The sequence below is a fragment of the Cytobacillus sp. EB106-05-05-XG126 genome (assembly GCF_058791715.1).
Window position 1 is genome coordinate 225984 of the sequence record NZ_JBYTDU010000001.1, and the last position, 14401, is coordinate 240384.

The 14401-nt window shown below is 41.8% G+C and carries 13 protein-coding genes and 1 other annotated feature; of the genes, 9 read left to right on the forward strand and 4 right to left on the reverse strand.

Annotation, left to right across the window (positions count from 1 at the left end):
- The first annotated feature begins 1 nt into the window (after nt 1).
- Together AC3WTL_RS01140 and AC3WTL_RS01145 are read left to right on the forward strand one after the other, a co-directional pair.
- Entirely contained in the window at nt 2-811 is an 810-nt protein-coding gene (locus AC3WTL_RS01140; RefSeq protein ID WP_248348060.1) for a GNAT family N-acetyltransferase, read from the forward strand.
- 29 nt (nt 812-840) lie between these two features.
- Nucleotides 841-1284 carry a GNAT family N-acetyltransferase gene (locus AC3WTL_RS01145; RefSeq protein ID WP_248348058.1) on the forward strand — a complete coding sequence of 148 codons (444 nt, stop codon included), beginning with the start codon at nt 841-843 and terminating at the stop codon, nt 1282-1284.
- 90 nt (nt 1285-1374) lie between these two features.
- On the opposite strand, the gene brnQ is transcribed toward AC3WTL_RS01145, so the two are convergent.
- Nucleotides 1375-2715 carry a branched-chain amino acid transport system II carrier protein gene (gene brnQ, locus AC3WTL_RS01150; RefSeq protein WP_492368799.1) on the reverse strand — a complete coding sequence of 447 codons (1341 nt, stop codon included), beginning with the start codon at nt 2713-2715 and terminating at the stop codon, nt 1375-1377.
- Between the two features lie 46 nt (nt 2716-2761).
- Nucleotides 2762-3004 (reverse strand) — a binding site (T-box leader).
- 252 nt (nt 3005-3256) lie between these two features.
- Between brnQ and corA the strand changes: the two genes are divergently transcribed.
- A complete protein-coding gene (gene corA / locus AC3WTL_RS01155) occupies nt 3257-4213 on the forward strand; it encodes a magnesium/cobalt transporter CorA (protein WP_048009937.1) in 957 nt (318 codons plus the stop codon).
- A gap of 103 nt (nt 4214-4316) precedes the next feature.
- Here the strand turns inward: corA and AC3WTL_RS01160 are convergent, their stop codons facing one another.
- The gene (locus AC3WTL_RS01160; protein WP_492368800.1) at nt 4317-5516 is read right to left on the reverse strand and encodes an iron-containing alcohol dehydrogenase; all 1200 of its coding nucleotides are present in this window, start codon (nt 5514-5516) and stop codon (nt 4317-4319) included.
- Between the two features lie 297 nt (nt 5517-5813).
- On the opposite strand from AC3WTL_RS01160, the gene AC3WTL_RS01165 reads away from it, so the two are divergent.
- The 6 genes from AC3WTL_RS01165 to zupT all read left to right on the forward strand — a co-directional run bounded on the left by AC3WTL_RS01165 (nt 5814) and on the right by zupT (nt 11728).
- A complete protein-coding gene (locus AC3WTL_RS01165) occupies nt 5814-6752 on the forward strand; it encodes a ring-cleaving dioxygenase (RefSeq protein WP_248348052.1) in 939 nt (312 codons plus the stop codon).
- 171 nt (nt 6753-6923) lie between these two features.
- Nucleotides 6924-7526, forward strand: a complete 603-nt coding sequence (locus AC3WTL_RS01170) for an alpha/beta hydrolase (protein WP_248348050.1) — start codon at nt 6924-6926, stop codon at nt 7524-7526.
- A gap of 110 nt (nt 7527-7636) precedes the next feature.
- Entirely contained in the window at nt 7637-8248 is a 612-nt protein-coding gene (gene wrbA / locus AC3WTL_RS01175) for an NAD(P)H:quinone oxidoreductase (RefSeq protein WP_163144334.1), read from the forward strand.
- Nucleotides 8249-8307: 59 nt separating this feature from the next.
- A complete protein-coding gene (locus AC3WTL_RS01180; RefSeq protein WP_492368801.1) occupies nt 8308-9153 on the forward strand; it encodes a pirin family protein in 846 nt (281 codons plus the stop codon).
- 156 nt (nt 9154-9309) lie between these two features.
- A complete protein-coding gene (locus AC3WTL_RS01185; RefSeq protein ID WP_252219019.1) occupies nt 9310-10662 on the forward strand; it encodes a glycosyltransferase family 2 protein in 1353 nt (450 codons plus the stop codon).
- A 256-nt stretch (nt 10663-10918) separates the two neighbouring features.
- Complete coding sequence (zupT, locus tag AC3WTL_RS01190) at nt 10919-11728, forward strand: zinc transporter ZupT (protein ID WP_197249398.1); 810 nt, start codon at nt 10919-10921, stop codon at nt 11726-11728.
- A gap of 488 nt (nt 11729-12216) precedes the next feature.
- On the opposite strand, the gene AC3WTL_RS01195 is transcribed toward zupT, so the two are convergent.
- Nucleotides 12217-13083 carry a YitT family protein gene (locus tag AC3WTL_RS01195; RefSeq protein ID WP_248348046.1) on the reverse strand — a complete coding sequence of 289 codons (867 nt, stop codon included), beginning with the start codon at nt 13081-13083 and terminating at the stop codon, nt 12217-12219.
- Between the two features lie 228 nt (nt 13084-13311).
- Entirely contained in the window at nt 13312-14331 is a 1020-nt protein-coding gene (locus AC3WTL_RS01200) for a DUF3231 family protein (RefSeq protein WP_492368802.1), read from the reverse strand.
- Between the last annotated feature and the right edge of the window lie 70 nt (nt 14332-14401).

The window sequence follows — 14401 nt, forward strand, 5'->3', positions numbered from 1 at the left end:
TATGAATCTAGTGATGAAAAGTGACTTAGCTGAGAGATTGGACAAGGCAGAGACAAGTGTGCTGCTCTCCAGATTGACGGCAATTAAAAATCGGGATGGAAACCCAATGGGCGTGGAAATTAAAAGGATTGGCGGGACAACCGCTTTCGCTGCCAGGAATATTCCGGGTCCATCCTTCAATCTTGTAAAAGGATTTAACGCAGCAGATGCCGAAGCTCTGGATCAAATTATTGATTTCTATCAGGGAAAAAGAATTCCCATACGATTGGAGATTACACCTTCAAACGGATCATCAGATTTACTGAGGATCCTTCATCAAAAAGGGTTCTATCAATGTGATTTCCATACCACTTTGTTTGCGGAACCTTCAGATCTTGTGGACATTCCCATTAATGCCAATATTGATATACGCAGGATGCAAAGAAGCGACTTTGATCTTTTCGGTGAGCTATATACAATGGGGTTTGGAATGCCTGGATTCCTTAGCCAAGGAATAGCTGAAAATAATGAGGTTCTTTATGACAATAGAAACTGGTCCTTTTATCTTGCCTTTGTAAACAATGAACCAGCTGGAATAGGTGTTATTTATATCATAGAAAAGGCAGCGAATCTTGCGGCTGCGGCTGTTTTGCCTGCCTTCAGAAACAGAGGGGTCCACAGCGCGCTTATTCAAGCCCGAATCTATCAGGCGATTACACAAAATTCAGAGCTTGTGACAGGTCAGGCAAGGTTTGGTTCGGCAAGCCAGAATAATATGGAAAAAGCAGGTTTGAAAATTGGATATACAAAAGCAATCTGGGTAAGGGAATAATACTATGCATAAAGGCAGGATGGTGCCAAATGGAGCTTAAAATACATACCAGGAAATCAGCTATCGGGGATATTCCCCAGCTTGCAAGCTTAATGGGGGATCTGGGCTATCCGGTGTCGAAAGAGCTGATGGAAAAGAGGCTTAATAACATCGGTGCACATCCTGATTACTATACATTAGTGGCTTGTCTAGAAGATAAAGTAATTGGAATGGCTGGATTCCATACAGGTCTTTTATATAATACTGACGGCATTCATATCCGAGTTATTGCTTTAGTTACTGATAAAAATTACAGAGGGATGGGTGCAGGTAAGAAGCTGATGCAGGCTGTTGAAAATTTTGCAGAACAATTGGGGGCTGCCGGAATTGTATTAAATAGCGGAAACAGGACTGAACGCGAAGACGCTCATCAATTTTATATTAGTTTAGGCTATCAGGCAAAGAGTACCGGGTTTGTGAAAACCCTCCATTAGAAAGCGGAATCCATATTAAGTATTTATTGGAGCCGTCTTATAATGAAGTGAAGGAATAGGAAAACCAGGCTGTTTAAGCAGCCTGGCTTTTTATAAAGAAGCTTTTACATCCATCTGTTTTGCCGAATCCGGCTGTTGCCTGTCAGTTTTGCTTAGAAGGATGCCCAGTGCAGTACCTGCTGCAGCTGGTACAACCCATTCCATTCCAACCGATGCGAAAGGCAATACTTCCCTAAGGGATTGAAGGGCTCCGAGATCAAAGCCAAAGGTGCTTAAACCTCCCAGCGCTGCAAATACTCCAGTGAATAATAGCGCACTCCCGTAAACTTTTCGCGGATTTCGGAAAAAGCCATTAAAGAAGCTCAGCGTAATCAGCACAATGGTCAAAGGATAAGCTGTTACCAGGAAAGGAACAGATACTTTGAGAATTTGATTTAACCCAAGATTTGATAAGGTAAAACCAATCAAGGTTACGGCACTGATGACTAATTTATAGCTTACCTTTGGCAGCAGCTTTGAGAAATATTGTCCGCAGGCTGATGTTAAGCCTACTACAGTCGTAAAACAGGCAAGAGTGAAAATTGCACCTATGAATGCCGTTCCAGCTCTTCCGAATAACAGGGTAGCGGCAGATGATAAAATGGCTGTCCCGTTTTCAAAAGTGCCGTTCGCAGCTATTTTAGCTCCTAATAAACCAAGGGAAATATAAACGGCTGCCAGCAGCACGCCAGCTATTACTGCAGCTCTTAGTGTATAAAGGGATAATTGCTTTTCGTCATGTACACCTTTTTTCTGGATGGCAGTAAGAATGACAATTCCAAAGGCAAGGGCGGCAAGGGCATCCATTGTGTTATAGCCTTCAAGGAAACCCTTAAAGAATGCGCCGCTGTCATAACCGCCAGATGGAGCCAGCTGCTTTGTGCCGAAATTCATGATTGCAGCTGTACAAAGGATAACAACCGACAGCAGCAGAACTGGAGTAATCCAGCGGCCCATAAATCTTTCCATTTTGGCCGGATTTAAACTGACGACATATACAAACAAGAAAAAGACCGCAGAATACATAAACAAAACTAGTGATAGGTTCCATGAATCATTAATAAATGGCATGACCCCCATCTCGAAAGCAACACCTGCATTTCTGGGAATAGCCAGGAAAGGACCAATGGACAGGTAGATGATAACCATAAATAAAGTGCCAAAAAGAGGATGAACCCGGCTGGCAATCGCTTCAATTCCACCCTTTGCCATGGAGATGGCAAGCAGTACAATAAATGGCAAGCCTACAGCAGTCAGAATAAAACCTGCAATCGCAAGCCAGAAGGAGGTACCTGATAAGGCACCGAGGTAGGGAGGGAATATTAAATTACCTGCTCCAAAAAACATTGAGAATAACATGAGACCGATAAAAAAGCTGTCAAATTTCTTCATAAGATGCTCAAACTCCTTTTTTAAAAAATAAAAAGACCCGTCCCCAGAAAGGGACGAGTCTATACTCGCGATACCACCCTAATTCCGCAGTTCAAAAAACTGCAGCACTCAGCTGCGTACAATCATACGCGTTCCATTGTAACGGCGGAAAACCCGTCAAAGCTTACTGTATTTCAGCTTTGCATCTCAGAGATGATCTTCGGATCAGGTACTGTACACCGGATTTCACCATATGCCGGCTCTCTTAGGAACAGCATTCCTGTCTTACTCTTCTCTTCAGCGATTTATTATTTGAAAATAATTTATCAGATAAGTTTAGATTAGTCAATATTTTTTGTTAATTAAAATTACTTTTCGCGGTAAAAGCGTTAAAGCAGCCGGTTACTGAGTGTATATTTTCTATATTTACCGAGAAAAGTAAATTCTTGTTTAACAGAGCAAGAAAAAGAGGTAGATAATAAATACACCAATGGAGAGTTAGGATATCATTATTAAAAATGGAAAAAATATGTTTTAAGATTGGAAAGACTAGGAGACATTCATGATAAGAATACAAGCTGTTAATAAGAAAAATGAACTGAAACAGGATATTACTCTAGAAAGGCTGAAAGCTGAGTGGGAAAGCTATAAGTGGTTTTGGGTTGACTTTGATCAGCCAACCGAGGAGGAAACTGCTGAACTCGACAAGACTTTTCACTTTCACCCCCTGGCAATAGAGGATTGTGTTGTCAAACTCCAGCGCCCCAAAATGGACTATTATGAAGACTATAGCTTTTTTGTCACCCATAGCCTAAATCATATTAACGAAGATAAACAGGAAATTAACTTTTTTATTGGCTCAAATTACATAGTATCCTACCATCATGAACTCTCCAGGGAAATGAATGATGTTTGGGAAAGGCTTAGCTTAAGTAAGAAGATTAGTAAATGGGACCCTTACCTGGTCATGTACCATATCATTGATAAAATAGTGGATAATTACTTTCCCATCGTTTATCAGCTGGAAGATCGTTTGAGTCTCATTGAAGATAACCCAAATGATGAAACGATGGAAGAATTATTGGAGAAGTTATTTGATATCCGCCATCATTTATTGCAGATAAGATATACTGTGATTCCGATGCGGGATTTAATATACCGTGTCATTAATTCCCATAGGCTTAAAGGTGTAAAGGAAAGATACGAATACTTTGCTGATATTCATGACCACTTATTGAAATTGACTGAAATGATTGATGGAAACAGAGAATTGACAAACGATATCCGTGACAGTTACTTATCGATCAACTCCCATCAGACAAATCGGGTAATGAGAGTCCTTACCGTGATAACAACCATTTTCATGCCCTTAACTTTTATAGCAGGCATATATGGGATGAATTTTGAAAACATGCCGGAATTATCGTGGAAATATGGATATTTTGAAACACTGTTATTAATGTTTATTATTGCCTTAGGCATGTTTTGGTGGTTTAAGAAGAAGGGCTGGTTCAGATAAAGCGTTAAAGGCAGAATGCATTTAATGTGCATCTGCCTTTCATTGGTGTGAGGCACTGAAATTTTTAGCGGAAAGCCATGAGTTCGAAAGGTGTGCCAGAATATTATTCCTTTATAATCTGATACAGTTTTAACATATCATTTCTGCCGAAGATTTTCGGCACAGGATACAAGGGATTGGCTTCCTTTAAGGCACGTTCAGCCATTACGGGAATGTCACTGTCTATTATTCCACTCACCTTTTGGGGGATCCCCATTTTATGGTTGAGGGATTTTATGCTGCTTATAAAGCTCTTTGAATTTTCTTCAGCTGAAGCTCCCGGATCACCTATCCCCGCCGCCATTGCGAGTTCATCTAGGGGTTCCCAGACTGCCTCGCCGTAATGCTCCAGTACATATGGAAGAATGATAGCATTAGCCAAACCATGAGGAACAGAGTAAAATCCTCCCAGCGTATGGGCGATAGCATGAACATTGCCTACATAGGACCTGGTAAAAGCCAGTCCTGCCAGATAAGCAGCTTTTTGCATACAGGCTCTTGCCTCCAGATTTTCGCCATTCTGATATGTTTCGTAAAGATTATCATAAATCAGCCGGACTGCATCTATGCTCAACTTTCTCGTCTCTGCAGTACTGCTTCTCCCAATGTAGGCTTCGATGGCATGGGTTAGTGCATCCATACCAGTTGCAGCTGTTATATGAGGAGGCAATTTTATAGTAATCAAGGGATCTAAAACTGCATAATGCGGAATTAGACAAAGGTCAATAATGGCGTATTTCTCATGTGAACGGCTATCGGTAATGACCGCTGCAACAGTGGCCTCACTTCCTGTACCTGCTGTAGTCGGGACTGCAAAAAGGGGAGGTAGCTTTTTTCTGACTTTAAATTGGCCTTTCATTTGCGGGATGCTTTTCTCAGGCCTCACAACTCTTGCACCAACGCCTTTAGCACAATCCATCGGTGAACCCCCGCCAAAGGCAAGAATACCCTGGCAATTATTCTTCATGTATTCTTCAAGTGCTTCTTCAATATTAGTAATTGTCGGATTTGGAACCGTTTTATCATAAATATAAAATTCAATATTCCATTTCTGTAAATTTAATAGCAAACCATCCATCAGCCCAAGAGAAGTGATGCCGCTGTCCGTTACAATCAAAATTCTGCTTATGCCTGTTTTCTTAATAATATCGGGAAGTTTGTCCAGGCTATTAGCGCCTTCTAAAAGTTCCGGTTCCCGCCAGGGTAAAAGAGGCGATACCAGCTTGAAGGTTTTCTGGTACATTCGGCAGTATGTATTGTACATTTCCTTACCTCCAAATATTCGTCTGAAAATTCTAATATTATAATTAATATATACCTTTATGTTTTAGGTGATGTCAATATGCTCAATCAAAATATTCCAGTTTCTGCTTCAATCCGAAAGATTGACAGCAGCGTGAGTATATTTTATAATTATCTTGAATTCGAGATAAATTAATTCGAGGCATTCAGTTGTTTTTCTGATTGAGAAAGAAATTTTATCTTGAAGTGAAAATATTTGATTTAAAATGAGTTTCATAGATTGAATTTTGGTTACATTAATGAGAAAGAGGTGTGAATAGTGAACAAAGCCACAAGTGGAATTCATCATATCAGTGCGATCGTCGGCCACCCTCAGGAGAATATCGATTTTTATGCAGGTGTTTTAGGATTGAGGATGGTCAAGCAGACTGTGAATTTTGATGATCCCGGCACTTACCACCTGTATTTTGGCAATAATGAAGGGAAGCCGGGGACAATCATTACATTTTTCCCATGGGCAAATGCCTTCCAGGGAGAGATTGGGGATGGCCAGGTCGGCGTCACCTCCTATGCAATTCCCAGTGGTGCTCTTGAATTCTGGAAAGACAGATTTAAGAAATTTAAAATTTCTTACACAATGGAAAGAAGATTTAGTGAAGAATCAATAAGATTTCAGGATCCTCACGGTCTCGTATTGGAAATGGTGGAAAGAGATGAGGGAGAGACGAATATTTGGACATTTGGAGGAATTACTCCTGATGTTGCAGTAAAGGGCTTTGCAGGGGCGACACTTTATTCATCCCAGCCGGAACAGACAGCACATCTGCTTGAAAGTGTTATGGGTCTTGAACGCATTGGGGAAGAAGGAGAAATAATCCGGTTCCAATCCTCAGCCCCAATCGGCAATGTCATAGACATGAAAAAGACTTCCGGCAAGCGAGGCCGGATGGGTGTCGGCACTGTCCATCATATCGCCTGGCGGGCTGAAGATGATCAGGATCAATTGGAGTGGCGGGAATATGTGAGGTCAAATGGCTATGGGGTAACACCAGTCAGGGACCGGAATTATTTTAATGCCATTTATTTTCGGGAGCACGGGGAAATTCTTTTTGAAATTGCAACTGACCCGCCAGGATTTGCACATGACGAATCACCCGGTGAAATGGGGGAGAAGCTGATGCTTCCTGAACAATATGAGAATATGAGAGATCGCATCGAGCGAAAATTAATCCCTATTGAAGTCAGGGAACTGGAATAAACTGAAACTTCAATCAGTGGGGGTTTTCCTTATCCCCCACTGATTGTTAGTTGAACCAATCGGGCCTTTACGGGCAGTTTGACCCCCATATCCTCCTTTGATTCCTCTGAGTCTTGAAGTGGGGGTCTTACTGCCCGTTAGACTGCGATAAAACAAAGAGAGGAAGATACGATGAAACATATTTTTCAAAAAGGAAAAGATCCTTCCAAGCCTGTATTATTGCTGCTTCACGGAACGGGAGGTACAGAAACTGACCTGCTTCCGCTTGCAGGTCATATTGATCCGGAGGCTTCTGTCCTAAGTGTACGCGGTAATGTGATGGAGAATGGGATGCCAAGATTTTTCCGCAGGCTGGCAGAAGGTATCTTTGATGAAGAAGATCTGCTTTTTCGCACAGAAGAATTAAACGGCTTTTTAGATGAAGCCGCACAGAAATACGGTTTTGAACGAGACAACATTGTGGCAATCGGCTATTCAAATGGAGCTAATATTGCAGGAAGCTTATTATTTCATCATGAAAACGCCTTAAAAGCAGCGATTCTGCATCACCCAATGGTTCCAAGGCGTGGTGCTGAATTGCCCGATCTCAGCGAAACATCAGTATTTATCGCGGCCGGAACCAATGATCCGATTTGTCCTGCAGAAGAATCCACTGATTTACAGTCTTTATTGGAAAGTGCAGGAGCGAAAGTCGAGCTTCACTGGGAAAGTTTTGGCCATCAATTAACCATGGGTGAAGTTCAGGCTGCAGCCCGCTGGTATAAACAAATATAAAAAAGTTAATCTAATGAATTATAAGGGAAGAGAATGAAAGAATAGGGAGTGCTATCATGGGTATCCTATCAAGGTTATTTGGAAATTCACCTAAAAAGGAGACGATTAATATGGAAAATGTAAAATTAGCCGTTGTTTTTTACAGCATGGGCGGAACAAACTACCAATTGTCTAAATGGGCGGAGGAAGGCGGCAAAGAAGCTGGTGCGGAAGTTAAAGTTTTTAAGGTTCCGGAACTGGCGCCGCAATCTGCTATTGAAGGCAATCCGGCATGGAAAGCAACTGTCGAGGCTACAAAGGATGTGCCTGAAATTAAGGCGGATGATCTTGAATGGGCAGATGCCATCATATTCAGTGTGCCTACACGTTTCGGCAATATGCCTTCGCAAATGAAGCAGTTCCTTGATACAACTGGCGGTCTTTGGGCAAAAGGAAAGCTTGCGAATAAAGCAGTCAGTGCGATGACATCAGCCCAAAATCCACATGGCGGGCAGGAAGCAACGATTCTTTCTCTTTACACCACGATGTATCATTGGGGAGCGATTGTAGCTGCTCCAGGTTACACCGATCCGGTTCTTTTCGGAGCAGGCGGCAATCCATATGGAACAAGCGTAACGGTTGATCAGGATGGAAAAATGATTGAGGATGTAAAAGAAGCTGTTAAGTATCAGGCAAAAAGGACTGTCACTGTTGCTGAGTGGATTAAAAAGGGAAATCAATAATATAGTTGGAGCAATTGTTTTCAATTGCTCCCTTTACATATAAAGGGGAGAAATGGCGGATGCAGAATGAAAAAATAACAAAGCGGGAGATTGCCTCAATCAGGAAAGTAAAATTACAGAAACATAGCCCTATTCATGCAGCAGGTCCTGTAATAGAACCGGGAAATTGGGAAAAGTATGACCCCTTTCTGCTGATGATGGAAGATAAGTTTCAAAAGGGAGCGTTTGACGTTCATCCCCATCGCGGGATTGAGACGGTAACTTATGTCATTGAAGGGGCCATTGAGCACTATGACAGCCATTCCGGTGAGGGCGGTGTGTTAGGTCCTGGTGATATTCAATGGATGACAGCAGGGAGTGGTGTCGTTCATAATGAAGTGCCATCTGAAGGAATTACTGCCCATTCGCTGCAGCTGTGGATCAATCTTCCACGGGAAAAGAAAATGACAGCACCAAGATACCAAAACCTTAAAGGCAGTGAAGTACCTGTCCGGGAGGAAGAGGGTGCAGTTTTTAAAGTCTTCTCCGGTTCCTCTAGAGGAGTTGTATCACCAACCTTAAATCATGTGCCTGTCACAATGGTTGAAGTAAGGATGGAAAAAGGCGCTGCAGCTTCACAGGAACTGCCTGGCAGCTACAAAGGCTTTATTTATATTATAGAGGGCAGCGGTGTTTTTGGAGAAAATGAAGTTCATGGGGCCAATGGCCAGGTCCTTGAATTGGGGGATGGCGGGAACGGTGAAAGCGAAATAGCCGTTAAAGCCGAAGAGCCAATGCGTTTTCTGCTATATGCAGGTGAGCCGGTCAAAGAACAGGTTGTGGCCCGTGGACCGTTTGTCATGAATACGGAAGAAGAAATACGGACCGCTTATAAGGAATATATGAATGGTACCTTTCTAAAATAAGATGCGGGTCAGGAGCAGTCTAAGGCTGCTCTTTTTTGATGCGAGCCATGGCTGGCAATCAAAAAAGGAGATATTCTGCATAGTATAAATTACCAGGTTACTTGAATGATAAAATACTATATTTTTTAATTAACTATATTCATTGAGGGTGAACCTATGGAGCCGAGTTCCATCCCTGCAGATCCGTTCATAAAACGCAGGAGAAATAAAGTTTATTTATCCATAAATAAGAAATTTGTCATAAGTCACCTGATTTCTCTATTATGGATGGCTTTTTCTATATATCTATCATTGCCCTGGCTGAAGGATCTATCAGACATTGTCACACTCCCGATCAGCATTCTTATTATTGGGGGTATTGCCTATGTACCGGGCTATATGAATGCCTTTCTGGTGATGAGCCTGCTTTTGGACAGGCAGCCATCTTTTAAGAATCCGGATCCTGATAAGGAAGTGACATTGCTGGTAGCCGCCTTCAATGAAGAAAAAACAATCTTTCAAACGTTAAGCTATGTGGCTGGCCAGGACTATCATGGGAAGATTAAGGTCATCGTTATAGACAATCGTTCTACAGACAATACTCACCTTGAAATAGTAAGAGCACAAAAAGAGCTTAACCTTACGATTGATATTTTGAAGGAACCAAAGACCGGGAAATTCCATGCATTAAATAAAGGCCTTCAGCATGTGACAACAGAATATGTTATCACACTTGATGCAGATACCCTGCTGCACCCTTCAGCTGTCCGCTTTTTAGTATCACGCATGGAAAGCAGTCCTGAAGAGGTGTGTGCGGTGGCGGGCTCGATGCTTGTACGCAATAGCCGGGAAAACATTTTGACGAAAACACAGGAGTGGGACTATTACCTGGGTATAGCCTCAATAAAAAGACTGCAGGGGTTATATCAGGGAACACTGGTTGCACAGGGGGCTTTCAGTTTATACAAAACTGACTCCGTCCGCCAGGTAAATGGCTGGCCAGATGCCATTGGCGAAGATATTGTATTGACTTGGAGGCTGCTTCAGAAGGAATGGAAAGTATATTTTGAGCCGCTGGCTGCAGCTTTTACAGATGTTCCTTCTACGTTACCCCACTTTGCAAAGCAAAGATCAAGGTGGGCAAGGGGAATGATTGAAGGCCTGAATGAAATCAAGCCATGGAATCAGCCGCAAATATACACAAAATATCTAACAGGTGTTAACCTGGTTATGCCATATCTGGATATGGTGTATACTTTTTTCTGGATTCCCGGATTAATGCTTGCGTTCTTCGGCTACTTCTGGATAGTTGGCCCGATGACCTTGTTTGTGCTGCCGCTTACCATGTTAAGCTACGGAATCTTGTACATGTATCAAAAGCATTATGTGTTTAAAAATCTGAATCTGAAAGTCAGAAAGAATATTTTAGGATTCTTTACGTTTATCCTGTTCTATCAAATGATCATGTCACCCATATCTGTATGGGGGTACCTTCAGGAACTTTTCAAATCAAAACGAGTCTGGGAATGATCCTTCGCTGCTTAAAGGGCGAAGGTTTTTGTTTTTTTTATGCACATTTTCCTCAATCCTTCTTATAATATTGAAGAAAAAATAATCGAATAGTCCTTTTTTATTGCTTTTGGTTTGGGTTGGAGATAAAATGTTTACCAAAGTAAACTTTTTAAGTTAGGCGCATATACTTATAGTAATTTGGCATATATATTTTTTTAACGCAAAAGTTGCCCTGGAGAAACTTTTTGGCAATAGAGAAAAAGGAGAGAGTGAAATGTCGCAGGAAGTATTATTTGCATTAGGTCTTACTTTGTTTGCCGGCTTAGCGACAGGTATTGGCAGTTTAATGGCTTTTTTTACTTCTAGAACGAATACGAAGTTTTTATCATTGGCACTTGGCTTTTCCGCAGGAGTGATGATTTATGTCTCCATGATTGAAATCTTTGTAAAAGCCAAAGATGCACTTGTAGGAGCATTAGGTCAAGTAAGCGGAAACTGGGCAACTGTTGGAGGTTTTTTTGGGGGGATCCTCCTTATTGCAATAATTGACCGGTTTATTCCTAAAAAGGATAATCCCCATGAAGTGAGGACAGTTGAAGAAATGAATGATTCCGGAAACACCGTCAAGGATCCGGCACTCTTAAAAATGGGGACCTTTGCGGCATTGGCGATTGCGATTCATAACTTCCCGGAAGGAATTGCAACATTTACTTCTGCACTCCAGGATCCTTCGCTTGGAATCGCCATTGCGGCGGCCATTGCCATTCATAATATACCAGAGGGGATTGCTGTCTCAGTTCCTGTCTATTATGCCACAGGAAGCAAGAAGAAGGCTTTTAAACTCTCATTTTTATCAGGACTGTCAGAGCCGATTGGCGCAATAGTGGCCTACTTGATTTTAATGCCATATTTAAACGATGTCATGTTTGGTATCATTTTTGCCGCAGTTGCCGGAATAATGGTGTTCATTTCGCTTGATGAATTATTGCCGGCTGCCAAGAAGTATGATGAAGCTCATACCTCCATTTATGGTCTTGTGGCAGGGATGGCCGTCATGGCACTCAGCCTGCTGCTGTTCATATAACAAAAAAGCAGTTTCCCGCACTGATGAATGTGTGAGGAGGCTGCTTTTTTTAAAAGATAAGAAAGTATATAATTTTTGAACGTCGATTACTGCCTAGCTCCACAAGGAACGCTTCGACAGCATATCATCGCACGGCTAAAAGCGTTAGCTTTTAGTAGGAGCGCCTACCCCCTCGAGGTCACAAGCTTGTCTTGTTTCGGCTCCTAGGGACTCAGGGTCATAAGCCGTTTCCTTTCAGAAGGAAAAACGCCTTCTTACAGGAACCGTCTTATGCCTGAGGCCCGCAGGAAAAGGAAGACTTCGTCAGCATAAACATCGCACGACCAAAAGCGACAGCTTTTGGGAGGATGCGGGTCATGCAGACGTTGCCACAGGACAAGGAAAGCTACGGCAGCGATACATCGCACGACCGAAAGCGGCAGCTTTTGGGAGGACGTGGCGTTCTTAGTCTGCGTTCCTTCGTGGGCAAGGCGCTTGCGCTTTTCTTATTAGTGCGCTGTACCTTTATCAAAATTGCTGCCGCTGACATCGGCAATATTTTCAATAGCCACTAATGCCCCGGGATCAATATCTTCCACAATGGAACGGAGCGTGGATAACTCAATTCTTGTTACAATTGTATAGATGATCTTCTTAGGCTCTCCGGTAAAAACACCCTGGCCCTGAATATAAGTCATTCCGCGTCCCAATTGCTTTTGGAGCTCGGCTGAAATTTCTTCAGGCACATCAGAAATGATTGTAACCGACTTCAGCTCTTCTATACCTTCTACAACGATATCAATCATTTTGTAAGCAATATAATAGGTGATAATGGAGTACATGGCTGTTTCCCAGCTGAAAACGAGGAAAGCTGCAAGTATAAAGATAAATACGTTGACAATCATGATAAATTGGCCGACAGATACCGGACGCTTCTTGCTGACCAGGATGGCGATAATCTCTGATCCATCCAAAGCTCCGCCAGTTCTGATCACAAGGCCAACCCCTGTTCCCAGAATGACTGCTCCAATGACTGTTGCCAGAAATAAATCATCTGTAACAGGCTCAAAATGATGGAGATATGCTGTACTTGCGGATAAAACAATTACTCCGAATAAGGTATGTATCGTGAATTTCATTCCTATTTTGCGGTAGCCAATATAAAGAAATGGGAGGTTAAGAAGGATTAAAAATATACTCATGGTCATCCCGGTCAGCTCTGCGGCAATTATGGATAGACCAATAACACCGCCATCAAGGATGCTGTTCGGAACGAGGAAAAACTCAAGTCCTGCTGCTGCAATCATCGCACCTATCGTGATCATGATTAGCTGTTTTATCTCTTTTACTACACGTTTTTTCTTCGTTAATGCCATATAATCATGCCCCTCTATTTAAAATACTTACATATTATAGCACTTATTAGGATGAATTTTTAAGTAAGAATAACTTTGGCTTTTAAAGAGGGAATATAAGCACAGATGTTGAATGTAATTAAGCGAATTTATAAAGTGAGACAGATATATGACAGCTGATTGATTTGGGGCGAAGAGAGAAAAATTAAAGAATTGAAAAAGAGCAGGGGCAGCTCTTTTTCTAATCCTTCAATAGCTGTTTTTATTCTGTGCCAATTTTTTTCTGTCTTTAGTACCGGGTGGCTTTTCCATCCAATGATGTTTGATCATAATGTCTGCACCGGTCTTCGCATATTTGGCAATTTCAATGGATAAACGTTCATAATTCATGGCGAGGTCGCTGCGCTGGCTCGCAGCTGCAGCCGTAGCATAATTACCGGTTCCCGCCGCGCTAATTAAACTCATATGGAACATCATCAGCTTATCTGAAAAAGTCTGTGTAACCGAATTGCTCACACTGACATCAGGCAGACGGGGGGTGGGTATATCATTTTGCAGCAGTATTTCTGTAAAGATTTTAATATGTTTATTGGCTATTCCTGCACCCCTAAGCATAAAATCCGAAACCTCTTTAACAGTTGAAGTCTGAGCAAAACTGAGGCTAAGGTTTACCCCAATGGCATTGGTCATGACATTCATATACAAATGGGAGATTTCTATAGCATTTAACGGCCTTTTATTGGACAGAGGATTCAGCCCGCTTAAATAACTTTTACTGTCTATATATTCAGTGACAGGAGGTGTTTCAATATAAGGGTGCCTCGCCAGCAGTCCTTTGCTGATGGCAATCTTGTTTGACTTATTAAATAGAACGGCAGTTTCCTGAAGCCCATTTGTAAAGTATTCACAAATATCTTCTCTTGTGCTCATGGACAGAAAGCCGCCATAAGAAATAAGACCAGTCCGGGCCATATGATTTATATATGTTAAACAGAAGATGTCAGAAAAAAGCCATGGTGCAGACATATTTACATCGTTTTCTGAAAAACCATCAGGAAGCGGCAGCTCACTCTGCTGAAAGAACTTTAGAAGTTTTTTTAAATGAGCGACGGACAAATCATATGCAAATTGGACTGCTCCCTTAATTTCTTTATCCTCCAGGTCTTTAATCATAAACCCTAAAATGCACTTAGCCATGCTGTCATTCATATAGGAAGTCCACAAAGACGCAATTTCAGCTGCCGTTAGCCGTGTCTTATTTTTTTGCATTGAATTGCCTCCATCGTAAGATTAATGAATATGATAGATATTTTTTCCTCTAAAGCATTTATTATTCTTT